Genomic DNA, 22,905 nt, shown 5'->3' on the forward strand with positions numbered 1-22,905 from the left:
TAAAATTTTACACATTGCAAATAAAATTTAAATTTTAATTATTTTAATTTAGCTACTTTTAACGATTAAAATTTTATAATCAAAAACTTATATTTTCAAGGAAAATTAATGGATTTTTTTGATGAAATGTTTAATAAAACTCCAAAAGAAAAATTTATAGAAATTATACAGAATGGAAATTTAGGAGCCTTAGAAAAAGTTTTTGAGGAATTTTTTGCTGATCATATTGCCATGGTGGAACTTTTGGAAAAACAAGGTTTAACAGAAATGGATGTAAAAAATTTCATATTAGAAAATGGTGATTTTATAGAAGAAAGGCAAAATGATATTTATATAGAATTGGGCGCAAAAATTTTAGGACACGAAGGCTAAAATTGTTTAAAATAAGCCCTTGTTTAATTTGTATTTTTTTTATTTTTAGTAATGTTTTAGCATCTGAACCAACTTTTGATTATACTTATAAATTTATACTTAAAAAAGATGAGAGAGCTAGTGTGCAGATTAAAGAAATAGGCTATGAAGATAAGGTGCAAAATTTTGATTTTTATTGGACTTTGTTTGATAATACTAATATCATCGTACATTCGAAATTTCGCAAATATCCGCGTCAATTTGTGATGAGTTTAAGAAGAAATTTAGATTGGGTAACTCAAACTTTAATACCTGATTATACTAATCCACATATTGATAGAGCAAGACTTATTTTAGAATTTAGTGGTTATAATAAAGGTTTGGCAACTTTTACGGTTTATATAGAAGATAAGGAATCTCGCTTAATGGTAGAATTTTTAGATCCGAGAAAAAAAGCTTTACAAAATCCACCGCAAAATAATCAGGTTGTTCCTATGATTAATTTTAACGAACCTCAGGTAAAACCATTAACAAGCAAAGAAAATAATAATAGCAATTAACAAGGAAAAGATAGTGCAAAAAATAGATGAATTAATAAAACAGTTTTTACAAGAGCTTGGCTATGAACCTATTTTAAATATGCTTTCAAATGTAAAATCAGGAAAGAAATTACGCTCTAAATTATTATTAACTATCGCAGATGAGAGTGAGATTGCTTTTAAAATTTGTGCGGCTATAGAATTGATACATCTTGCTAGTTTATTACATGATGATATTATCGATGAGAGTGAATTAAGGCGTGGAGCAAGATCTGTTAATGCTGAATTTGGTACAAAAAATGCTCTTATGTTGGGCGATATTTTGTATTCAAAAGCCTTTTATGAATTAAGCAAAATGGATGCTAGATTTGCAAGTATTATTTCAGATGCTGTTGTAAAGCTTGCTATAGGCGAACTTATGGATGTTGATTTGGGAGAGAAATTTAATATCAATAAAGAAGCTTATTTGAAAATGATCTATAATAAAACAGCTGTTTTGATTGAAGCAAGTGCTAGATGCGGAGCTATTTTGGCTGGATTATATGAAAAAGATTTTGCAGAATATGGTAAAAATTTAGGACTTGCTTTTCAGATGATTGATGATATTTTAGATATTAAGAGTGATGAAAAAATTCTTGGAAAACCTGCTATGAATGATTTTAAAGAGGGTAAAACTACCTTGCCTTATATTTATCTTTATGAAAATTTACAAGAACAAGATAGGATATATTTGCAGACTTTATTTAAAAAAGATTTAAATGAAAATGAAAAAGAATGGCTAAAAACTAAATTTGAAGAACAAAAAGCTTTAGAAAAAGCTATTTTAGAAGCTAAAACTTATGCAAAAAAGGCTAGAAAAGCAATTGAAAAATATGATAATAACAAGCTTAATGATATTATTAAAGCTATGATAGATAGGGAATTTTAATGTATTATTGTATATCTTTTACTCATAAAAATACAGATATTGCCTTAAGGGAAAAGTTAAGCTTTTCCAATGAAGCTAAAAAAAGTGAGTTTTTAAAAATCATTAGCACTCATGAAAATATTGAAGAATGTTTGGTTATAAGCACTTGCAATCGTGTTGAAATTGTTGCTTTTGTAAAAATGGCCTGTGCGGAGTTTATTGTTAAATCTTTGGCTTTACTTTGTGATGTTGATAAAGATATTTTACTTGAAAAAGCTGATATTTTTGAAGATAGTGGAGCAATCCACCATCTTTTTTCTGTAGCAAGTTCTTTGGATAGTTTGGTGGTTGGAGAAACTCAGATAGCAGGACAATTAAAAGATGCCTTTGCTTTTGCTGTAAAAAATAATTTTTGTGGAGTACACCTTTCAAGAGCAGTACATAGTGCTTTTAAATGTGCTGCTAAGGTACGCAATGAAACTCAAATTTCTAAAAATTCTATTTCTGTAGCTAGCGTTGCCGTGGCAAAAGCAAAAGAACTTGCAGATTTAACGCAAAAAAAAGCTGTTGTTATTGGAGCTGGAGAGATGGGAGAACTTGCGGCAAAACATTTAATTGCCGCGGGTGCTAAGGTGATTATTTTAAATCGTGATTTACAAAAAGCTAAAGATTTGTGTGTGAGACTTGGTGTTTTAAGCGAATATGATAGTTTAGAAAATTTAAAAAAATATTTAAATCAATACGAGTTTTTTTTCTCAGCTACCAATGCACCAAATGCTATTATTACAAATTCTTTAATAGAAGAACTTTCTTATAAAAGGTATTTTTTTGATATTGCAGTTCCAAGGGATATTGATATCAATGAAAATGAAAATATATCTGTTTTTGCTGTAGATGATCTTGAAATTGTGGTTCAAAAAAATTTAGCACTAAGAGAACAAGAAGCTCGTATGGCTTATGGGATAATAGGTCGTGAAACAAGTGAATTTTTTAGGTATTTAAACGATTTGGCTTTGATGCCTATTATCAAAGCTATACGCTTGCAAGCTAAAGAATATGCAGATAAACAACTTGAAATTGCGTTAAAAAAAGGATATTTGAAAAAATCTGATAAAGAAGAGGCTAGAAAGTTGATTCATCAAGTTTTTAAGGCTTTTTTACACACGCCTACTGTAAATTTGAAACATTTACAAGGTAAAATGCAAAGCGATACAGTGATTAATGCTATGCGTTATGTTTTTGATTTGCAAAATAATCTTGAAGGTTTAAATCAATATAAATGTGAATTTGATATGGAGAATAATGATGAGATTTACTAAATTTTATGCACCAAGTTTAAAAGAAGCGCCAAAAGATGCGAGTTTACCTAGTTATATTTTTTTAACGCGTGCGGGTTTTGTAGAACAAATTGGTAGCGGACTTTATAATTTCTTGCCTTTGGGAAAAAGAGTTTTAGACAAGATTAAAAATATAGTTAAAGAAGAAATGGATAAGGCTGGAGCACAAGAAGTAAATCTTAGTTTTATCACTCCTGCAAGTTTGTGGCAAGAAAGTGGGCGTTACAATGTTTTTGGAAAAGAACTTTTGCGTTTTAAAGACAGAAAAGAAAATGAATTTGTTTTAGGTCCAACACATGAAGAAGCTATGCTTTCTTTGGTAAAAAACAAAATCACAAGCTATAAACAACTTCCTTTGCATTTATATCAAATTGGACTTAAATTTCGTGATGAAGCAAGGCCTAGATTTGGGCTTTTAAGATGTCGTGAATTTCTAATGAAAGATGGATATAGTTTTCATGCTAATGAAGAAGATTTAGGGCGTGAGTTTGAGCTTATGTATAAAACTTATTCTCAAATTTTACAAAGAATGGGGCTTGATTTTAGAGCAGTTGAAGCTGATAGTGGGGCTATTGGTGGAAGTGGCTCTAAGGAATTTATGGTTTTAGCAAAAAATGGGGAAGATGATATTTTAATTTGTGAAAATTGTGATTATGCGGCTAATGTTGAAGCTGCAAAAAGAGCTAAAAAAACTTGTCAAGATGAGCGTCCTGAAGCAAATTATGCAAGTAAATTTCACACTCCAAATATTAAAACTATAGATTCTTTAGCACAATTTTTTAAAATCAATGCTTTTTATACGATTAAAGCAGTGGTAAAAAAAGCTATTTATGAAAATGAAAGCAAATTAGTTGTGTTTTTTATAAGAGGAAGTGATGATTTGCAAGAGGTTAAGGCTCAAAATGCTTGCAGTGCCCTTGAACTAGTCGATGCGAGCGAAGAAGAATTGGAAAAAGCTGGCTTAGTAGCTGGTTTTATAGGTTTTGTGGGATTAAAAGATATAGATTTTTATATAGATTTTGAGCTTGAAAACGAAAAGCAAATGATTATGGGTGCGAATGAAAAAGATTATCATTTAATCGGTATTGATGTTGTAAATTTAAATAAAGATCGTTTTAAAGATTTGATTGAAGTTAAAGAAGGGGATTGTTGTGTTAAATGTGGAGCAAAATTAAAACAAAGTAAAGGTATAGAAGTAGGGCATATTTTTAAGCTAGGACAAAAATATTCCAAAGCGATGAATGCAAATTTCTTAGATGAAAATGGCAAAAGTCAGCCTTTTTACATGGGATGTTATGGCATAGGTGTTTCACGCTTGTTGGCTGTAGCTACTGAAGCAAGTCATGATGAAAAAGGATGTATTTGGAATAAAACTTTAGCTCCTTTTGTGCTTGAAATTATTGTTTCAAATCTCAAAGATGAAAAGGCTTTAGAATTTGCTAATAAGCTTTATGAGGATTTAACTAATCTTGGATTAGAGGTATTGCTTGATGATAGAAATGAGCGTTTTGGGGTTAAAATGAATGATTTTGAACTTATGGGCTTTCCTTATGCGTTAGTTGTTGGTAAAGGATTAGAAAAGAATGAAATAGAGCTTATCCAAAGAGAAGGTTTGATAAAAGAACTTATAAAAACTGATGAACTTATGGAAATTCTTAAAAAGAAAGTGTTATGAATTATAAATTAAGTTTAAGCCCTTTATTTGTACTTGAAATTATTGCAAGTATACTTTTTATAGTGTTTTTTGGTTTTGGTAATTTTTTATTTTTCATACTTTTGAGTATGATTTTTGGTGCGGTTTTATTGGGAATTTTTTGGAAAAATATGCTTGAATTTCAAATGGGTGGCTTAAAGGATATGTTAACACAATTTTCTTTTGTTATCGCAGGGTTTTTACTTGTTTTTCCAGGGATTATTACAAGTGTTTTTGGAATTTTTGTATTTTTCTTTGGTATTGCTTTGAAATTAATAACTAAATCAAAATATCAATACACCAAGCAAGAGTATCAAAATTCTAATGAAGAAATTATTGATGTTGAAATTATAGAGGATAGAAAATGAAGCTTATTATTGCAACAAGAAAAAGTCAATTAGCTCTTTGGCAAAGTGAACATGTAGCCCAAATTTTAAAAAATACACATCAAATTGAAGTGCTTTTAGAAGGTTTTAAAACAAAAGGCGATGTTTTGCTTGATTCTCCTTTGGCAAAAATTGGTGGTAAAGGACTTTTTACAAAAGAACTTGAAGAAAGTATGTTAAGAAAAGAAGCACATTTAGCAGTGCATAGTTTAAAAGATGTGCCTAGTTTTTTTCCTCAAGGTTTAGTTTTGGCAGCGGTAAGCAAAAGAGAGCAAAGCAATGATGCTATGCTAAGTCAAAATTATAAAGATTTTCTTTCTTTACCAAAAGGTGCAAAAATAGGCACTACTAGTCTTAGACGCAAGATGCAGCTTTTATTATTAAGACCTGATTTAGATATTATTTCTTTGCGTGGTAATGTCAATTCTCGTATAGAGAAATTAAAAAATAATGATTTTGATGCGATTATTTTGGCAATGGCGGGAATTAAACGCTTAAACTTAGATAAGCAAGTGAATTTTGTTTATGAATTTAGCAAAGATGAGCTTATTCCTGCGGCTTCTCAAGGAGCTTTAGGTATAGAAAGCATAAATGATGAAAAAATTTTAGAACTTTTAAAATGTTTAAATGATGAAAATGCTTTGATTGAAACAAGCATTGAAAGAGAATTTATTGCTACTTTAGAAGGAGGTTGTCAAGTTCCTATAGGTATTAACGCAGAGCTCTTGGGAGATGAAATTTGTGTGCGTGCGGTACTTGGACTACCCGATGGAAGTGAAATTTTAAAAGATAAGAGAATGATTAAAAAGAATGATTTTAAAGGTTTTGGAGAGAGTTTGGCTAAGGAGTTTATTGCTAAAGGTGCTAAAGAACTTTTAAAAAAAGCTGAGAGTATGATATGAAAGAATTTATTCAAATTTTAAAAGAAAATGATCTTTTAAGGGTAATTGAAGAACCTGTAGATGTAGATCTTGAAATCGCTCATTTAGCCTATATAGAAGCTAAAAAAGGAGAAAAAGGGAAGGCTTTATTATTTAAAAATCCTATAGATAAAAAATTAAATAAACAATATAAATTTCCTGTTTTGATGAATACTTTTTGCAATGAAAAGGCTTTAAATTTAGCTTTTGGACGTGATTATGAAGAGGTGGCTGAAGAAATTTCAAAACTCACCAAGCTTCATATTCCTACGAGTTTTAAAGCAAAAATGGATTTTTTTATGAATTTGTTAAGTTTTAAAAATATTCCTCCTAAAAGACTGAAAAAAAATAAAGCCTTGTATGATTATGAAATTTTAAACTCACTTGAAGAACTTCCCATACTAAAAACTTGGGAAGATGATGCGGGTAAATTTATTACCATGGGGCAAGTTTATACGCAAAATTTAGATAAAACTCAAAATAATCTTGGAATGTATCGTTTGCAAATGAGTGATAAAAATGAACTTTTAATGCATTGGCAAATTCATAAAGATGGGGCAAATTTTTATCACGAATACAAAAATGCTGGTTTTAAAAAAATGCCTGTAAGTATAGCCATAGGTGGAGATCCGCTTTATATTTGGTGTTCTCAAGCACCTTTACCTAAGGGAATTTTTGAACTTTTACTTTATGGTTTTATTAAAAAAACTCCTGCAAAAATTACTCCTTGTGAAAATGGTATTTTTATACCTTATGATAGTGATGTGGTTATTGAAGGTTATGTGGATTTAGAAGAGTTTAAAATCGAAGGTCCTTTTGGAGATCATACGGGTTTTTATACTCCTGCTGAACTTTTTCCTGTGATGAAAGTAGAAAAAATTTATGCTAAAAAAGATGCGATCTATCAAGCAACGGTTGTAGGAAAGCCTCCTTTAGAAGATAAGATCATGGGGCTTGGTACTGAAAGAATTTTTTTACCCTTGCTTCAAACTTCAGTACCTGATTTAATTGATTATAATATGCCTGAAAATGGGGTCTTTCATAATCTTATCTTAGCAAAAATCGATGCAAAATATCCCGCTCATGCGCAACAAATTATGCATGCATTTTGGGGAGTAGGGCAAATGAGTTTTGTTAAGCATGCAATTTTTGTGGATAAAAATGCACCTTCTTTGAAAGATTATGATGCTTTAATTCCTTATATGTTAGATCGTTTTAATACAAAGAAAATTTTAATTTCAGAAGGAATTTGTGATCAATTAGATCATGCTTCACCTAATTCTTGTTTTGGGGGTAAAGCAGGACTTGATGCTTGCGAAGAAATACAAGTTGAAGAGCTTGAAATTTTAGAAGATGAAAAATTACTAGAACTTTTTAAAACTAAGGTAGAACTTTTAAATTTAAAGCAATTTTATAAAGAAAGTAAAAGTCCTATAGTTTGTATTTTGCTTGATAAAAAAGAAAAAATCGAACAAAGTTTTGACAAACTTTTAGAATTTAAAAAACATTTTAGGATTTTAGTATTTTTAGATGCTGAAAATAAGCTTGAAAATTCTTATATGCTTGTTTGGCGTGTGGTAAATAATATAGATGCTAAAAGAGATATTTTTATCAAAGAAGAAAGACTTGGAGTAGATGCAAGTGCTAAAGGTGAAGCTGAGGGTTATTTAAGAGCTTGGCCTAAGCAAACAGATTGCACTAAAAGCGTGATAGAAGATTTGATCTTGCGTAATATTTTAGAAAATAATCCAGATCTTTTTAATAAATTTGAAATTTTTTAAGATAATTGAGATTTATTTTAAAATTTTGGCACAGTTTTTGCTTATTATTTTTTTATTATTGAAAAATAAAATTTTCTTTATAGGTGTTCATAAATTTATAAATTTGTCGATATAAGCTTTTAACTAGCAATAGGAAATTTTAAAAAGGATTTTAAAATGGAAATATCGAAGGCAAATGGGCAAATGGATACAGCTTTGGCAAACATTAGCCAAAGAACAAGTGAGACACAGGCTAGTTTAAACATTCAAACCGATAGAAGTCAAGGCCAAGAAGGCGATGATGGACAGCAACGAGGTGTGAGTGAAAAGTTGGCTGATATTACAAAAAAGTTAAATGAGCAAATGGATTCTCTAGATACCAATGTTCGTTTTGGTTATAGTGATAAAATCGGTTCTATGTATATTAGCGTGACTGAAAAAAGTACTGGAAGGGAAATCCGTCAAATTCCTAGTGAAGAAGCTATGAGATTAGCTGAGTATTTTAGGGATGTGATAGGAATGATATTTGATAAGGAGAGTTAAAAATGGCATTTGGTAGTCTATCTAGTTTAGGATTTGGTTCTGGGGTTTTAACTCAAGATACTATAGATAAATTAAAAGAAGCAGAGCAAAAAGCTCGTATTGATCCTTATACTAAAAAAATTGAAGAAAATACAACCAAACAAAAAGATTTAACAGAAATCAAAACTAAATTACTAAGTTTTCAGACGGCTGTTTCATCATTAGCCGATGCTACGGTTTTTGCGAAAAGAAAAGTTGTAGGAAGTATTAGCGATAATCCTCCAGCAAGTCTTACAGTTAATTCGGGTGTTGCTTTGCAAAGCATGAATATCAATGTTACTCAACTTGCACAAAAAGATGTGTATCAAAGCAAAGGATTAGCAAATGACAGTGGTTTTATTAATGCAAATTTAACTGGAACCACCGATCTTACTTTTTTTTCAAATGGCAAAGAATATACTGTTACGGTAGATAAAAACACAACCTATAGAGATTTAGCTGATAAAATTAATGAAGCTAGTGGAGGAGAGATTGTCGCTAAGATTGTAAACACAGGAGAGAAAGGCACTCCTTACCGCTTAACTTTAACCAGTAAAGAAACAGGCGAAGACAGTGCGATAAGTTTCTATGCTGGAAAAAAAGATGCGCAGGGTCAGTATAAAAGTGATTTAGAGGCAGAAAAAATATTCAAAAGTCTTGGATGGGAATTAGATACAACGAGTTCTATTGATCCAGCTAAGGATAAAAAAGGTTATGGTATTAAGGATGCTTCTTTGCATATCCAAACTGCGCAAAATGCAGAATTCACACTTGATGGTATTAAGATGTTTAGATCAAGTAATACTGTTACCGATCTTGGTGTAGGAATGACTTTAACTTTAAATAAAACAGGTGAAATTAATTTTGATGTACAGCAAGATTTTGAAGGTGTGACAAAAGCCATGCAAGATTTGGTGGATGCTTATAATGATTTAGTAACCAATCTTAATGCTGCAACTGACTATAATAGTGAAACTGGAACAAAAGGAACTTTACAAGGCATCAGTGAAGTAAATTCAATACGCTCAAGCATTCTTGCTGATTTGTTTGATTCTCAAGTTGTTGATGGAACTACTGAAGATGCAAATGGTAATAAAGTAAACACTAAGGTTATGCTTTCTATGCAGGATTTTGGCTTAAGTTTAAATGATGCAGGCACTTTGAGTTTTGATTCTTCTAAATTTGAACAAAAAGTTAAAGAAGATCCAGACTCTACTGAAAGTTTTTTTTCAAATATTACTAAATACGAAGACATTAATCACACAGGAGAGGTAATTAAGACAGGAAGTTTAAGTAAATATCTTAATTCCAATGGAGGTAATACTAATGGTTTAGCATTTAAACCAGGAGATTTTACTATAGTTTTTAATAATCAAACATATGATTTATCTAAAAATTCTGATGGTACTAATTTTAAATTAACAGGGAAAACAGAGGAAGAATTGCTTCAAAATTTAGCTAATCATATAAACAGTAAAGGTATTGAAGGCTTAAAAGTTAAGGTTGAATCCTATAATCAAAACAATGTTACAGGGTTTAGGTTGAATTTTAGTGGAGATGGTAGTTCGGATTTTTCAATCAAAGGAGATGGTAGCATTCTCAAGGAATTGGGTTTGTCTGATGTAAATATAACCTCTAAGCCTATAGAAGGTAAAGGTATTTTTTCAAAATTAAAAGCCACGTTGCAAGAGATGACTGGAAAAGACGGTTCAATTACAAAATATGATGAGAGTTTGACAAATGATATTAAATCATTAAATACCTCTAAAGACTCGACTCAGGCTATGATTGATACAAGATATGATACAATGGCGAATCAATGGTTGCAATATGAGAGTATTTTAAATAAACTCAATCAACAGCTAAATACTGTGACTAATATGATTAATGCGGCAAACAATTCTAATAATTAAGGATAAAAAAGATGCAAAATAATTTAGCCTATAATGCTTATTCTCAAAATCAAGTGGGGATAGAGTCCCCGCAAAAACTTATTGAAATGCTTTATGAGGGAATTTTGCGTTTTTGTGCAAGAGCTAAAGTAGCCATAAGAAATGAAGATATAGAACAAAGAGTGTATTTTGTAAAAAGAACCACGGCTATTTTTATAGAGCTTATTAATACTTTAAACTATGAAAAAGGCGGAGAAGTGGCACATTATTTAAGCGGGCTTTATACAAGAGAAATTCAACTTTTATCTTTGGCAAATTTAGAAAATAACGAAGATAGAATCAATGAAGTTATAAATGTAACCAAAGGTTTGCTAGAAGCTTGGAGAGAAGTGCATAACAATGAAACAGTGGCTCAGTGATTTTAAACTTGCATTAATCCAAGAAGATGTCAATAAACTTGAAAATTTACTTGATGAACTTGATATGAAAGCTTTTATTAAAAATTTAGCCAAAGAATCGCCTTCAGAAGATTTTTTAAAAGAAAATGCAAATGATGTATTTTATCAAGTTCAAGCTCTTTTGCAAGAAGCTGTTATACTGATTGAACAAAAGAAAAAAACAAAAGCTGTTGAAATTCAAAAATTTCAAAAAGCGTTGACATATTTTAAATCTTAAAAAAGCATAGCGATAAGCCGAGTTCTGTCTTGAATGCTCATTTATCTAGTTTTGTTTTTGCAAACAAAATCAAGCGAAGGGTTAAAACAAAGACGCTAACCATCCCTTCTTGCTGCACATTGGGTTTACATAGCCGAAATTGTTACCAAAATCGCTGGTGGGCTTTTACCCCGCCGTTTCACCTTTTCCACTTGCGTGGTAGTTTTCTTTCTGTTGCACTATCCCTTAGGTTACCCTAGCCATCTGTTAGATGGAATGTTTGTCTTTAGCAGCTCGGACTTTCCTCTCCTAAAAAGAAGCGAGCATTTACTATGCTTTAAATTTGGATTTTAACGTAATTTTACTTATTTTTTCATCAAATAAAATAATTTTATTGTGATATCAATCAAAATTTGATAAAATTGTTTTTTATTTTTTAACAAAGGAAATTTATGGCATCTTATTCAATGGGTGATTTAAAAAAGGGACTTAAAATAGAAATCGATGGAATTCCTTTTAAAATAGTTGAGTATCAGCATGTAAAACCAGGCAAAGGTCCTGCTTTTGTGCGTATTAAAATCAAATCTTTTATTGATGGTAAAGTACTTGAAAAAACTTTCCATGCAGGTGATAAATGTGAAGCTCCAAATTTAGAAGATAAAACTATGCAGTATCTTTATGATGATGGTGAAAATTGCCAATTTATGGATACGCAAACATATGAACAAGTAGCTATTAGTGATGATGATGTAGGTGAGGCGAAAAAATGGATGCTTGATGGTATGATGGTAGATGTGCTTTTCCATAATGGTAAAGCTATCGGCGTAGAAGTTCCACAAGTTGTTGAACTCAAAATCATCGAAACAGCTCCAAATTTTAAGGGTGATACTCAAGGATCAAATAAAAAACCGGCTACATTGGAAACAGGCGCAGTAGTGCAAATTCCTTTTCATGTGTTAGAAGGTGAAGTTATACGCGTTGATACTGTGCGTGGTGAGTATATAGAAAGAGCGAACAAATAATACAAAAAAAGCTTTTGGACTATTCCAAGGCTTTTTTAAATTTATATAAAATTTATTTTGTTACTTAATTTCTCATTCCATTCTTAAAAATATTTTTTTAAACTTTTCTTCAATTTAAAATTTCTATAATATTTCTAATTCATATTATGGAGATGGTTGATGGAATGGTTACTTCTTGCTTCTATACCTTTGATTGTTTTAGGTTTTGCTTTAAAGATTAACCCCTTTTTAGTGGTAACTTCAGTTGGAATTTATGCTGGACTTGTTTCAGGTTTTGATTTTGTTAAGGTTGTTAGTGATATAGGAAAATCTTTTGTAGATAATCGCTATGTTGCTATAATTTGGCTTATTTTACCTTTACTTGCTGTTTTGGAACGCAAAGGCTTAAGAGAGCAGGCTAAAAATTTAATATCCAAAATAAAAGTTGCCAGTACAGGACGAATTTTAATGTGTTATTTTGTTTTTAGACAAGTTACTGCAGCTTTAGGGCTTTTATCTTTAGGCGGACATGCGCAGATGATAAGACCTTTAATAGCCCCTATGGCAGAAGCTGCAGCTAAGCTTAAATTTAAAAACTTAACACATAAAGATAGTCAAAAAATCAAAGCTTTTTCCGCGGGAACGGATAATGTTGCTGTATTTTTTGGAGAGGATATTTTTATAGCCGTGCATTCTATTTTATTTATTAAAGCTTTTTATGAGAGCAATGGTATTATTGTTGAGCCATTGCATTTATCAGTTTGGGCTATACCAACTGGAATTTTGGCTTTAATTATCCATTGCTCTAGACTTTATTTATTTGATAAAAGATTGGAAAAAACTTATAAAGGGTTGAGTGATGATAAGTCTTGATTTACTTTATTATATTGTAGGAATTTTATTTTTAGTTTTTGGAATTTTAAGTTTTTCTAATCAAGCTAAAGATATAAAATCAAGAATAAGCGGCGGGGTATTTTGGATAAGTTATAGTTTTACTTTTTTACTAGCAGGAGTTTTGCCTCATTTTGTGATGGGTTGTATAGTGATTTTACTAGCACTTATAGCAGGGTTTAATTTATTAAAACCAGCAAAGATCGAAGTTAGCAAAGAAGAAAAAGAATACGAGATAAAACATGCAAATATTTATAAAAATAAACTTTTTATTCCTGCTTTAATGGTTCCTTTGATTACACTTATTGGGACTTTTTTATTTCCCCATTTGAGTTTTTTTGAAAATAAAAATGCTACATTGATGGCTTTGATTATAGGTATAATTATTTCTTCAATAGTTGCTTGTTTTATGTTTAAGGCTTCTCCTAAAAGAGCTGTTAAAGATGCAGCACATACTATGGATCACATTAGTTGGGCGGCGCTTTTACCGCAAATTTTGGCTACACTTGGGGTAGTTTTTGTTTCTACAGGAATGGGCGATCAAGTATCTAAACTTTTATCTAGTTATATTAGTTTGGATAATGCTTTTATTGCAGTAGCTGTGTATTGTATCGCTATGGCGCTTTTTACTATAGTAATGGGCAATGCTTTTGCAGCTTTTCCTGTGATTACTGCTGCTATTGCTTTGCCGATTTTAATCATACAAATGCATGCAAATCCTGCTATTATAGGTGCGATTGGAATGCTTAGTGGATTTTGCGGAACTTTAATGACGCCTATGGCTGCAAATTTTAATATAGTTCCTGCGGCACTTTTAAATTTGGATGATAAAAATGGCGTAATTAAAGCCCAGTTTATGTCAGGACTTGTTTTGCTTGTAGCTAATATCTTTTTAATGTATTTTTTAGCTTTTAGATTTTAAGGAGAAACAATGGAAAAATTTATAAAACAATTTAGCTTTATTGCACTAGAAAATATTTTTAGAGAATTGCCAAATAAAATCACACATTCTTTTAATGATATCAATGATATTAAACCGCCAAAACTTATGTATCCTATATTTTATGGTTCTTATGATTGGCATTCTAGCGTGCATTCTCACTGGCTTTTGGTGAAAATTTTAAAAGATTTTTCTCATTTTGCTCCAAAGGATGAAATCATCAAAGCTCTAGATTCTCAATTTAGCAAAGAAAAAGCAGAAGGAGAGCTTAAATATCTTCAAAACCCTGCACACAAAGGTTTTGAAAGACCTTATGGATGGGGATGGTTTTTAAAACTGACTTTGGAGATAAATTTACTTGCTAAAGAAAATGACAAAGCTGAAATTTGGGCTAAAAATTTAGAAGGCATAGCTGATTTCTTTGTTAAAGAAGTTAAGGAGTTTTTACCTAAGATGGATTATCCTATACGAGTTGGAACCCATTTTAATAGCTCTTTTGCTTTGTATTTTGCTTTAGAATATGCAAGATTTAAAAAAGATCAAGAATTGGAGTATTGCATCATCCAAAGTGCTAAAAAGTGGTTTTTAAATGATAAAAATATGCAAGCTTTAGAGCCTTGTGGAGATGAGTTTTTATCTCCTGTTTTGATGGAAGCGGTGCTTTTAAGTGCTGTTTTACATAAAAATGATTTTGTAAAATTTTTTAAAGCATATTTGCCAAATTTAGAAGCAAAAGAGCCTGCAACTTTATTTACCCCTGTGAGTGTGAGTGATAGGAGCGATGGTAAAATAGCACATTTAGATGGGTTAAATTTAAGCCGTGCTTGGTGTTTTAAAATACTTTCAAATTTTTGCGATGAAAATTTAAAAATTCTTTTAAGAAACAATGCTACAGAGCATTTTGATAAAGCTATAGCTCATATAGAAGATGATTATCTTGGGTCGCATTGGCTAGGAAGCTTTGCTTTGCTTGCTCTGGATGTGGATATTTTATAAAAAATTTCATAAGATGAGTAAATTTGTTGCTAAATAGATATTTTTTAAATTTAGATTTTGTTTTTATGCTTTGAAAAATATATTTTTTGATATTATAAGCCCTATAATATTTTAAAGGATGATAATGGTTTTTTTTAATCATCTCTAGTATTATAGTGGCTATTATTTTGGGCTATATTACTAGACATAATGTTGGAATTTTTGCTATGATTTTTGCTTATATTATAGGAGCTTTTTTTATGGATTTAGCTCCTAAAAAAATCATAGCTTTTTGGCCTATTTCTATATTTTTTGTTATTTTTGCTGTCTCATTGTTTTATAATTTTGCAACCGTAAATAGAACTCTTGAAAAATTAGCTGGACATTTGATGTATCGTTTTGCTAATCATCCTTATTTGCTTCCTTTTGTTATTTTTGTGGTTAGTGCTATTATAGCTGCTTTAGGAGCAGGTTTTTATACAGTTTTAGCTTTTATGGCACCACTTACTTTTTTACTTTGCGATAAAATCGGTTTAAGCAAAATTGCTGGAGCTATGGCTATAAATTATGGTGCTTTGGGAGGAGCAAATTTTATGACTTCTCAAAGCGGGATTATTTTTCGAGGATTGATGGAAAATTCAGGCATTGAAGCAAATGAAGCTTTTGTAAATTCTAGTATTATTTTTGCTTTTACTATAATCTTGCCTATTGTGGTATTATCTTTTTTTGTGTTTAATGCTTTTAAAAATAATATAAAAATTAGTGTTATTTTAAAACCTGATCCATTTGATTATAAACAAAAAACTACTTTAATTCTCATGTTTATGATGATTGTTGTTGTTTTAATCTTTCCTGTGCTAAATATTATTTTTCCACATAATGAGACAATTAGTTATTTTAATAAAAAAATAGATATAGCCATGATAGCCATGATTTTTGTTGCCATTGCTTTATTTTTAAAATTAGCCGATGAGAAACAAGTTGTTGCTTTAATTCCTTGGGGAACCTTGATAATGATTTGTGGAGTAGGGATGTTAATTAGCATAGCAGTTGAAGCAGGGGTTATAAAATTATTTTCAGATCTTGTAGAAAATGAGATCAATGTGATTTTTATTCCGTTAATAATGTGTGCTATTGCAGCTTTTATGTCGCTTTTTTCAAGTACTTTGGGTGTGGTTACTCCAGCGCTTTTTCCTATAGTTCCAAGCATTGCTGCAAGCAGTGGATTAAGCGAGGCATTGCTTTTTTCTTGTATTGTTGTAGGGGCTCAAGCTTCTGCTATTTCTCCTTTTTCTTCTGGAGGAAGTCTAATTTTAGGATCTTGTCCTGACAAATATAAGGAAAAATTATTTAAAGATTTACTTATTAAAGCTGTGCCTATAGGATTTATAGCGGCGATTTTAGCCACTATTATAATGAGTTTTATTTTATAAGGATAATTTAATGAAGATTGATACTCATGCACATATATTTTTGAAAAAGTTAAATACGGTTGCAAATGCAAGATATAAACCTGATTATGACGCTAGTTTTAAAGATTATAAGGCAAATTTAGATCATTATGATTTTGATAAAGGGATTTTAGTTCAGCCAAGTTTTTTAGGTGTTGATAATGAATTTTTACTTCAGAGTATCGAAAAAGATGAAAATATAAAAGCTATAGTTGTGGTTGATGAAAATATTAAATTTGATGAGCTTAAAAAACTAAAAGAAAGAAAAGCTTATGGAGTTAGATTAAATTTAATTGGCAAAGAATTGCCAAATTTTAAAAGTATGGTTTGGACTCAATTTTTTGAAAATTTAAGTAAGCTTAAAATGCAAATAGAAATTCAAAGAGATTTAGATAATAATCTTGTTGATATTGTTGAAAATTTAATTCCTTATGGTTGTAATATTGTTATCGATCATTTAGCAAGAGCTAATGCAAACTTAACAAATTTAGAGGATTTAATTTGCTTAAAAAACTCTAGAATATTTTTTAAAATTAGCGGTTTTTATAGAGCAAAAATAGATTATGCTAATAATGAACAAGCTGTAAAATTTGCAAAGAAAATATATGAAATTTTAAAAGAACATTTTCCACTTAGCAATTTTGTTTTTGGAAGCGATTGGCCACATACAAATTTTGAATCAAATGTTAATTTTTCATCGGCTCTAGTAGCTTTTAATGAAGTTGTCGTATCTAAAAAAGAACAAGAGCAAATTTTAGGGGATAATGCTTGTGCTTTATTTGGCTTTTAAGCTTTTTGTTTTATCCTAAAGATGTATTTTGCAATGCGTTCAAAATGCACTCTTAGATAAGGTTTGTAAATCACAAAACCACCTAAAAGCCCTAAAATGCTTCCTATTACAACATCAATTAAACGAGCGAGTATTAATTTATCTGCATTTTCACTCATAAAATTAGCTGCTTCCGAAAGATAAGTAGCATAAGGAGTAAAGAAAATCATAGCTAAAGCATAGTTTCGATTGACTAAAAATTGTCCTATAAAAAACAAAGACATCATAAGTAAAATAAGCTCTATATCGTGAAATTGTTTAGATAAAAGCCACCATGCAAAACATACTCCTAAGGCCGTTCCTATGATGCGTTGAATTTGTTTAATCCATATAGAATTTAAAGTTACACCTTGCATAATAGCCGTGCAAGAAATGGCTATCCAATAACTTCTTTCAAGTTCTAAAAAAGTTCCTATAAATATAGAAAAAGCCACAAAAGAACCCATGATCAAAGAATCCACAAAAACTGCATCAAAACCTATGTATTCTCTAGGTGGAATTTCGCTAGGTAAAGCATTTTTAAATCCATAAATCACAACGATAGAATATAACAAAGCCATTAAATTAGCTACCATTGCTCCAAGAAAAACAAGACCTACTAAAAAGATAAAATCCTTAGCTTCAAAAGGAGAATAGGCTCCTAAAACACAAGAAAATACAAAGAAAAAATATCCAGGTGCACCAATGTTATAGTATCTAATTAAAATAGAACTTCCCATGGCCATAATTCCTATAGGGATGAAGGCAAAAATTGCAGGCAAAAAATGAGTTAAAATTCCTAAGAAAAAACTAGAAACTATGCCAAAAGAACAGCACATCACAACAGCCATTCTATGATATAAAGGAGTGTTTGGAACATATAAAAAAGACAAAGCTCCTATCATGGCAATGAGTCCATAGTTTAATTTTCCAAAAAATACACTAAGCCCTAAAACTATACCTACGCCTAAAGCCGCAAAAAAAGGCATTTGCCAAACTTGTTCGCTTGAATTTAATTTAGCAATTTCTTTAAAGTGTTGCTTTAGTATTTCTATTTTATTCACTCTCGAATTTGTCCTTCCCCATTGATTATATATTTATAAGTGCAAATATCTTCAATCCCCATAGGACCTCTTGCATGTAATTTGCTGGTTGAAATTCCAACTTCTCCACCAAAGCCAAATTCTCCTCCATCGCTAAAACGCGTTGAAGCATTAGCATAAATACAAGATGAGTTTATAAGGCGTTGAAATTTAGCGATATTTGAAGCATCATTTGAGATAATGGTTTCAGAATGCAAGGAGCTGTGTTTATTGATATGCTCTATAGCTTCATCGCAATCTTTTACTAATTTTACACTTAAAGCAAAATCAAGCCATTCTGTATCAAAGGTATTTTCATTTGCTTTAAAAATTTCTAAATTTGAGTTGTTAAAATAAGCCAAAGCATTTTCATGGGCGTGAATTTTTACCTTAAATTTTTCAAATTCAGGTATTAAAAGACTTATAAAATTTTTAGCAATTTTTTCATGGATTAAAAGCGTTTCTAAAGCGTTACAAACACTTACTCTTTGACACTTTGCATTAAGGATTATTTTTAAAGCCATATCTAAGTTAGCACTTTGATCTACAAAAGCATGACACAAGCCTTTATTTTGCTTAATGAGAGGAATTTTGGTATTGTTTGCAATTTCTTGTATCATATTTGAACTTCCGCGAGGTATGATCACATCGATTAAATCATCAAAGGCTAGAATTTGCAAGATTTCATCTCTTTGGGTAAACATAGCAAAACAATCTTGCAAATCAAATTCCTTAAGTACTTTATTAACAAGAGTAAATATAGCCTCATTTGTAAATTTTGCTTCACTTCCGCCTTTAAATACACAAGCATTGGAACTTTTTATCATTAAAGCTGCGATTTCAGCGCTAAGACTAGGCCTTGCTTCGTAAATAACACAAATGAGTCCTAAAGGAATGCTTATTTTTTGTATGTTTAAACCCGCATAATTTTTCCAGCCTTTAGAAATTTTGCCTATAGGATCTTCGATGTAAGCGATTTTTTCTAGGCCTTCGCAAAGAGCTAAAATACGTTTTTCATCTAACAAAAGCCTATCTTTCATTGCTCCGCTTTTTGTGAAATTTGCCATATCTTTTTTATTTGCTTCTAGGATAATTTTGAAATTTTCTCTTAAAATTTGAGCTAATTTTAGAATAATTTTTTCTTTATCTTTGGGCGTTAAGTTAAGTAGTTTTTGAGAATTTTTCTTAATATTTTCAAGCAAATTTCGCATTTTTAATCCTTTATTTACAAAAAACTTGATAAATTATACAAAAAAATTTAGAATTGAAAGGTAAATATAAATGAAAAAAATAGATTTAATTGTAGTAGGTGCAGGTCCAACAGGGATAGGCTGTGCAGTTGAAGCCAAGCTTAAAAACAAAGAAGTTTTGATACTAGAAAAATCAAATAACATTTGTCAAACTTTAATGCAATTTTATAAGGATGGCAAAAGAGTAGATAAAGCTTATAAGGGATGCGAAGGAACCAATCACGGACATGTTCCTTTTGAAGATGGCACCAAAGAAAGCACTATAGAAACTTTTCAAAACGCTTTAAAAGAGCACAATATAGAAGTTGAATTTGGTTCTGAAGTTGAGAGCGTTAAAAATGAAAATGGAGTTTTTTTAGTAAGTACAGCTAAAGGTGTTTATGAGTGTAAAAACATTATTGTTGCTATAGGTAGAATGGGTAAACCTAATAAACCTGATTACAAACTTCCTATGACTTTAACAAAAATCATTAATTTTAATGCCAATTCAGTTTTGGGAAATGAAAAAATTCTTGTTGTAGGTGGCGGAAATTCAGCAGCAGAATACGCTGTGGATTTGGCAAATTCAAATCAAGTTAGCCTTTGTTATCGTAAAAAAGAATTTACAAGATTAAATGATATAAATCTTAAAGATATTCACGAAGCTGGAAATTCGGGTAAGGTAGAGTTAAAATTAGGAATTGACATTAATGAAGTAGAAGATGATAATGGCAAAGCTAAAGTAAATTTTACCGATGGTACAAGCGATATTTATGATAGAATCATTTATGCTATTGGTGGTTCTACTCCACTTGATTTTTTACAAAAATGTGGGATTAATGTTGATGATAAAGGCGTGCCTTTAATGGATAAAAACAAACAAAGCAATGTTAAAGGCATCTTTGTAGCAGGAGATATTGCTACTAAAAATGGAGCAAGTATAGTTACAGGGTTAAATGACGCTGTGAAAATTCTTTCTGTGCTTTAAAATTTAGCCTTTGGGCTAAATTTTTATTTTAGTTTAATCTAGAAAATTCATATGCAAAATAAAATAAATATTAATAAACTTATTGCGAAATTACTTTATTTAAATTCTTACATACTAGGACTTTTGGCATTTTATTAGCGGTTTAAAATATTTTTAATTTTAAATATTTTAAGGATTATTATGTCAAGTATTTTTAGCACCTTAAGCCCTTTTAGGCTTTTTGTAAAATGTGCCGTGCCAAATGTTATAAGCATGGCTTTTATTTCTTTTTATTATATAGTTGATGGAATTTTTGTTGGAAAATATCTAGGAAGTGATGCTTTAGCGGCACTAGCCTTGATTATTCCCTTTATCATGATGTCTTTTGCTTTGGCTGATATGATAGCCATAGGATCAGCAGTGCAAATTTCTATGCATTTAGGTTTAGGCAAGAAGAATTTAGCTAGAAAGATATTTAGCTCAAGTATGTTGATTATTTTTATAATCTCTTGTTTTATTGGAATTTTAGAGTATTTTTTAGGACCTGTTTTGATTGATTGTTTAAATGTTAGCGATGAGATTAAAACGATGGCTAAAGAATGTATGTTTGTTTTTGCTTTGTTTGCGCCCTTTACTATGCTTTCTTTTGCTTTGGATAATTATTTAAGAATTTGCGGAAAAACTGCTTATAGTATGGTAATGAATGTGATTATAGCATTAAGCAATATAGTGCTTGATTATATTTTTATAGTCGAGTTGGGTTGGGGCTTATTTTCAGCTGCTCTTGCAACTTGTTTGGGGCTTGTTTTAGGTGGTATTTTTGGAATTTTTCCTTTCTTGTTTCAAAATTTAGAGCTTAAAATTTCAAGCCTATACATGAATTTAAAAATTTTTAAAAATATTCTTTATAACGGAAGCAGTGAGTTTTTTGGCAATATTTCAGGATCTTTATATAGTATTTTTGCAAATTTTGTTTTATTAAAAATTTCTGATACTCAAGCCGTGGCAGCCTTTTCTATAGTTTTATATATTGATAGTTTTATTATAATGCTTATTATTGCTATGGGTGATGCAATGCAGCCTGCGCTTAGTTACAACTATGCTAAAAAAGATTTTTCAAGAATCAAAGCTATTGTAAAAGTGGTATTTTTTGCAGGGGGATTTTTATCTTTATTCTCTATAGTTCTTATATTGATATTTGGAGAAAATTTAATCACGCTTTTTACAAAAGAAAACAATCAAGAATTTAAAACTTTTGCTTATACAGCTTTGATGCTTTTTGCTTTTAATTATTTTTTTGCATGGTTTAATGTTCTAAGTGGTTCTTTTTTGACAGCTTTTAATAAGGCAAGCTTTTCTTTGGTTTTAAGTTTGGCGCAAAATTTATTTATACCTTTGTTTTTTCTTTTGTTTTTATCTTGTTTTATGGGTTTAAATGGAGTATGGCTAAGTCCATTTTTTGCTGAATTTTGTGTTTTGATTTTAGCTTGGATTTTTCTTAAAAGAATTTTTAAAGATCTATTTTTATAGGAGATAGATCTTTTTTAAATTTTATCAAAGGAGCTTTTTTATAATTTTTAGAATTTATATCCTATACCAGTTAGGACAATTTGATAGGTTTCATCATAAAATCCTATATCGCTATTTCTTTTTTCTATGCCATAATTTGCAAAACCATAAAGTCCGTTATAACCCAAAAATTGATTTTTAACAACTTTTAAATTAAGCTTAACTATATTACCATCTTGTTTTTTGTGGAAGATAGGATCAGTTCCTACTGCTTCATATTTGCTAAGATTTAAATTTGGAGTGAAGATGTAATCATTAGCAAAAGCCAAATTTGTTCCTATACTAAAACCATATCTTGAATAGCTTTGAGCTTTTCCGTCTGCATCATTGTAATCATAATTTAGTCCTAGGTTTAATAAGCTATAATTATAGTTTAATTCAATTTCGTGATAATATCCCTCCCTTTTTAAAGAGCTTTGTGCAATAGTGTCTTTATCATATTTGTTTTTGCTAAATAAATATGAAGTGGTAAATTTCCCAAAATCACTTTCATAAAGTTGAGAGATTTTAAAACCATATCTATCAACATCAGTTTCTTCTCTATTTCCTATTACATAAGGATTTGCATAAGCTTTTTCTCTTAAAGAGGAAATTACAGAAAAAGAAGTGCTAAAACGCTCTAAATAAGCTCTTTCGTAGCCTAAAGCTATACCGCTGATATCTCTTCCATTGTAGTTTTTAATAAAAATTCTATCATTATCTATAAGATTACCATAGTAAAGTTCTGCACCGATAAAAGGAATGAAAGAGGAGTCTGAATTATCAGCATTGTGACTGCTTAGATAATCGCTGTTTGCCAAGGTTGAAATATTACTTTTAATATCCCTTGCACCCACACCTATGCTTAAATTTCCACTAAAACCTTCTTGAAATTCTACAGCCGTAGCTGATTGGGTTAAAATGGAGGCTAAAACACAGGAAAATAAATATTTTTTCAAATGTTCTCCTTGAAATGTTTGTTGTTTGTAATTAAATTACATTTATAATTGTAA

The 22,905-nt window shown here is 30.4% G+C and carries 23 protein-coding genes and 1 other RNA gene; 20 read left to right on the forward strand and 4 right to left on the reverse strand.

Features of this window, described 5'->3' with window-relative positions:
* Positions 1-108 precede the first annotated feature (108 nt).
* The 12 genes from OT390_RS02855 to OT390_RS02910 all read left to right on the forward strand — a co-directional run bounded on the left by OT390_RS02855 (position 109) and on the right by OT390_RS02910 (position 11,021).
* On the forward strand, positions 109-372 hold the full coding sequence (locus OT390_RS02855) for a DUF2018 family protein (protein WP_002854834.1): 264 nt from the start codon (positions 109-111) through the stop codon (positions 370-372).
* A gap of 2 nt (positions 373-374) precedes the next feature.
* Entirely contained in the window at positions 375-911 is a 537-nt protein-coding gene (locus tag OT390_RS02860; RefSeq protein ID WP_002858491.1) for a hypothetical protein, read from the forward strand.
* A gap of 13 nt (positions 912-924) precedes the next feature.
* Positions 925-1,818: a hexaprenyl-diphosphate synthase gene (locus OT390_RS02865; protein WP_002867680.1), complete on the forward strand. Its 894-nt coding sequence runs from the start codon at positions 925-927 to the stop codon at positions 1,816-1,818.
* Positions 1,818-3,116: a glutamyl-tRNA reductase gene (gene hemA / locus OT390_RS02870; protein ID WP_406611509.1), complete on the forward strand. Its 1,299-nt coding sequence runs from the start codon at positions 1,818-1,820 to the stop codon at positions 3,114-3,116. The genes OT390_RS02865 and hemA overlap by 1 nt, the downstream gene beginning before the upstream one ends.
* Positions 3,100-4,809, forward strand: a complete 1,710-nt coding sequence (locus OT390_RS02875; protein ID WP_014516719.1) for a proline--tRNA ligase — start codon at positions 3,100-3,102, stop codon at positions 4,807-4,809. The genes hemA and OT390_RS02875 overlap by 17 nt, the downstream gene beginning before the upstream one ends.
* Positions 4,806-5,195: an FxsA family membrane protein gene (gene fxsA, locus OT390_RS02880; RefSeq protein ID WP_002854991.1), complete on the forward strand. Its 390-nt coding sequence runs from the start codon at positions 4,806-4,808 to the stop codon at positions 5,193-5,195. Before OT390_RS02875 ends, fxsA begins: the two co-directional genes overlap by 4 nt.
* The gene (hemC, locus tag OT390_RS02885; RefSeq protein ID WP_002820769.1) at positions 5,192-6,115 is read left to right on the forward strand and encodes a hydroxymethylbilane synthase; all 924 of its coding nucleotides are present in this window, start codon (positions 5,192-5,194) and stop codon (positions 6,113-6,115) included. The genes fxsA and hemC overlap by 4 nt, the downstream gene beginning before the upstream one ends.
* Positions 6,112-7,914, forward strand: a complete 1,803-nt coding sequence (locus OT390_RS02890; RefSeq protein WP_002867682.1) for a menaquinone biosynthesis decarboxylase — start codon at positions 6,112-6,114, stop codon at positions 7,912-7,914. Before hemC ends, OT390_RS02890 begins: the two co-directional genes overlap by 4 nt.
* A 156-nt stretch (positions 7,915-8,070) precedes the next feature.
* Complete coding sequence (locus tag OT390_RS02895; protein ID WP_002776146.1) at positions 8,071-8,436, forward strand: FlaG family protein; 366 nt, start codon at positions 8,071-8,073, stop codon at positions 8,434-8,436.
* A 2-nt stretch (positions 8,437-8,438) separates the two neighbouring features.
* Positions 8,439-10,367 carry a flagellar filament capping protein FliD gene (fliD, locus tag OT390_RS02900; RefSeq protein ID WP_032586543.1) on the forward strand — a complete coding sequence of 643 codons (1,929 nt, stop codon included), beginning with the start codon at positions 8,439-8,441 and terminating at the stop codon, positions 10,365-10,367.
* A gap of 11 nt (positions 10,368-10,378) precedes the next feature.
* Positions 10,379-10,765 carry a flagellar export chaperone FliS gene (gene fliS / locus OT390_RS02905; RefSeq protein ID WP_002776169.1) on the forward strand — a complete coding sequence of 129 codons (387 nt, stop codon included), beginning with the start codon at positions 10,379-10,381 and terminating at the stop codon, positions 10,763-10,765.
* Positions 10,746-11,021, forward strand: coding sequence for a hypothetical protein (locus tag OT390_RS02910; RefSeq protein WP_002776186.1), 276 nt, complete (start codon positions 10,746-10,748; stop codon positions 11,019-11,021). Before fliS ends, OT390_RS02910 begins: the two co-directional genes overlap by 20 nt.
* Here the strand turns inward: OT390_RS02910 and rnpB are convergent.
* An RNA gene (gene rnpB, locus OT390_RS02915) (RNase P RNA component class A) lies at positions 11,019-11,339 on the reverse strand. The two genes, OT390_RS02910 and rnpB, sit on opposite strands and share 3 nt — an antisense overlap.
* A gap of 113 nt (positions 11,340-11,452) precedes the next feature.
* On the opposite strand from rnpB, the gene efp reads away from it, so the two are divergent.
* The 6 genes from efp (at position 11,453) to OT390_RS02945 (ending at position 17,048) form a co-directional block, all read left to right on the forward strand.
* The gene (gene efp / locus OT390_RS02920) at positions 11,453-12,022 is read left to right on the forward strand and encodes an elongation factor P (RefSeq protein WP_002855210.1); all 570 of its coding nucleotides are present in this window, start codon (positions 11,453-11,455) and stop codon (positions 12,020-12,022) included.
* Between the two features lie 159 nt (positions 12,023-12,181).
* A complete protein-coding gene (locus OT390_RS02925) occupies positions 12,182-12,874 on the forward strand; it encodes a DUF969 domain-containing protein (protein WP_002856730.1) in 693 nt (230 codons plus the stop codon).
* Positions 12,861-13,814, forward strand: a complete 954-nt coding sequence (locus OT390_RS02930) for a DUF979 domain-containing protein (protein ID WP_002859936.1) — start codon at positions 12,861-12,863, stop codon at positions 13,812-13,814. The genes OT390_RS02925 and OT390_RS02930 overlap by 14 nt, the downstream gene beginning before the upstream one ends.
* A gap of 9 nt (positions 13,815-13,823) precedes the next feature.
* Positions 13,824-14,828, forward strand: a complete 1,005-nt coding sequence (locus OT390_RS02935; RefSeq protein ID WP_032587553.1) for a DUF2891 domain-containing protein — start codon at positions 13,824-13,826, stop codon at positions 14,826-14,828.
* Between the two features lie 137 nt (positions 14,829-14,965).
* Complete coding sequence (locus OT390_RS02940) at positions 14,966-16,240, forward strand: SLC13 family permease (RefSeq protein WP_406611521.1); 1,275 nt, start codon at positions 14,966-14,968, stop codon at positions 16,238-16,240.
* Positions 16,241-16,250: 10 nt separating this feature from the next.
* Complete coding sequence (locus OT390_RS02945) at positions 16,251-17,048, forward strand: amidohydrolase family protein (RefSeq protein WP_406611510.1); 798 nt, start codon at positions 16,251-16,253, stop codon at positions 17,046-17,048.
* On the opposite strand, the gene OT390_RS02950 is transcribed toward OT390_RS02945, so the two are convergent.
* Entirely contained in the window at positions 17,045-18,130 is a 1,086-nt protein-coding gene (locus OT390_RS02950; RefSeq protein WP_002859081.1) for an FUSC family protein, read from the reverse strand. The two genes, OT390_RS02945 and OT390_RS02950, sit on opposite strands and share 4 nt — an antisense overlap.
* A complete protein-coding gene (locus tag OT390_RS02955) occupies positions 18,127-19,359 on the reverse strand; it encodes a glutamate-5-semialdehyde dehydrogenase (RefSeq protein WP_002887669.1) in 1,233 nt (410 codons plus the stop codon). Before OT390_RS02955 ends, OT390_RS02950 begins: the two co-directional genes overlap by 4 nt.
* 70 nt (positions 19,360-19,429) lie before the next feature.
* Between OT390_RS02955 and OT390_RS02960 the strand changes: the two genes are divergently transcribed.
* Both OT390_RS02960 and OT390_RS02965 read left to right on the forward strand, forming a co-directional pair.
* Positions 19,430-20,365, forward strand: coding sequence for an NAD(P)-binding domain-containing protein (locus OT390_RS02960; RefSeq protein WP_002859083.1), 936 nt, complete (start codon positions 19,430-19,432; stop codon positions 20,363-20,365).
* A gap of 180 nt (positions 20,366-20,545) precedes the next feature.
* The gene (locus OT390_RS02965) at positions 20,546-21,874 is read left to right on the forward strand and encodes an MATE family efflux transporter (protein ID WP_052786418.1); all 1,329 of its coding nucleotides are present in this window, start codon (positions 20,546-20,548) and stop codon (positions 21,872-21,874) included.
* 47 nt (positions 21,875-21,921) lie between these two features.
* On the opposite strand, the gene OT390_RS02970 is transcribed toward OT390_RS02965, so the two are convergent.
* The gene (locus OT390_RS02970) at positions 21,922-22,851 is read right to left on the reverse strand and encodes a DUF2860 domain-containing protein (RefSeq protein WP_002859085.1); all 930 of its coding nucleotides are present in this window, start codon (positions 22,849-22,851) and stop codon (positions 21,922-21,924) included.
* Positions 22,852-22,905: the final 54 nt, after the last annotated feature.

Origin of the sequence: Campylobacter sp. CFSAN122748 (assembly GCF_045277125.1) — a bacterium.
GTDB classification, from domain to species: Bacteria; Campylobacterota; Campylobacteria; order Campylobacterales; family Campylobacteraceae; genus Campylobacter_D; species Campylobacter_D jejuni.

What these genes read in the sequence shown, in the direction of transcription:
- OT390_RS02945 (WP_406611510.1), top strand. Translation starts at nt 16,251, where the DNA reads ATGAAGATTGATACTCATGCACATATATTTTTGAAAAAGTTAAATACG.
- hemA (WP_406611509.1), top strand. Translation starts at nt 1,818, where the DNA reads ATGTATTATTGTATATCTTTTACTCATAAAAATACAGATATTGCCTTA.
- OT390_RS02965 (WP_052786418.1), top strand. Translation starts at nt 20,546, where the DNA reads ATGTCAAGTATTTTTAGCACCTTAAGCCCTTTTAGGCTTTTTGTAAAA.
- OT390_RS02960 (WP_002859083.1), top strand. Translation starts at nt 19,430, where the DNA reads ATGAAAAAAATAGATTTAATTGTAGTAGGTGCAGGTCCAACAGGGATA.
- fxsA (WP_002854991.1), top strand. Translation starts at nt 4,806, where the DNA reads ATGAATTATAAATTAAGTTTAAGCCCTTTATTTGTACTTGAAATTATT.
- hemC (WP_002820769.1), top strand. Translation starts at nt 5,192, where the DNA reads ATGAAGCTTATTATTGCAACAAGAAAAAGTCAATTAGCTCTTTGGCAA.
- OT390_RS02895 (WP_002776146.1), top strand. Translation starts at nt 8,071, where the DNA reads ATGGAAATATCGAAGGCAAATGGGCAAATGGATACAGCTTTGGCAAAC.
- OT390_RS02910 (WP_002776186.1), top strand. Translation starts at nt 10,746, where the DNA reads ATGAAACAGTGGCTCAGTGATTTTAAACTTGCATTAATCCAAGAAGAT.
- fliD (WP_032586543.1), top strand. Translation starts at nt 8,439, where the DNA reads ATGGCATTTGGTAGTCTATCTAGTTTAGGATTTGGTTCTGGGGTTTTA.
- OT390_RS02930 (WP_002859936.1), top strand. Translation starts at nt 12,861, where the DNA reads ATGATAAGTCTTGATTTACTTTATTATATTGTAGGAATTTTATTTTTA.
- OT390_RS02855 (WP_002854834.1), top strand. Translation starts at nt 109, where the DNA reads ATGGATTTTTTTGATGAAATGTTTAATAAAACTCCAAAAGAAAAATTT.
- OT390_RS02935 (WP_032587553.1), top strand. Translation starts at nt 13,824, where the DNA reads ATGGAAAAATTTATAAAACAATTTAGCTTTATTGCACTAGAAAATATT.
- OT390_RS02925 (WP_002856730.1), top strand. Translation starts at nt 12,182, where the DNA reads ATGGAATGGTTACTTCTTGCTTCTATACCTTTGATTGTTTTAGGTTTT.
- efp (WP_002855210.1), top strand. Translation starts at nt 11,453, where the DNA reads ATGGCATCTTATTCAATGGGTGATTTAAAAAAGGGACTTAAAATAGAA.
- OT390_RS02955 (WP_002887669.1), bottom strand. Translation starts at nt 19,359, where the DNA reads ATGCGAAATTTGCTTGAAAATATTAAGAAAAATTCTCAAAAACTACTT.
- OT390_RS02890 (WP_002867682.1), top strand. Translation starts at nt 6,112, where the DNA reads ATGAAAGAATTTATTCAAATTTTAAAAGAAAATGATCTTTTAAGGGTA.
- fliS (WP_002776169.1), top strand. Translation starts at nt 10,379, where the DNA reads ATGCAAAATAATTTAGCCTATAATGCTTATTCTCAAAATCAAGTGGGG.
- OT390_RS02875 (WP_014516719.1), top strand. Translation starts at nt 3,100, where the DNA reads ATGATGAGATTTACTAAATTTTATGCACCAAGTTTAAAAGAAGCGCCA.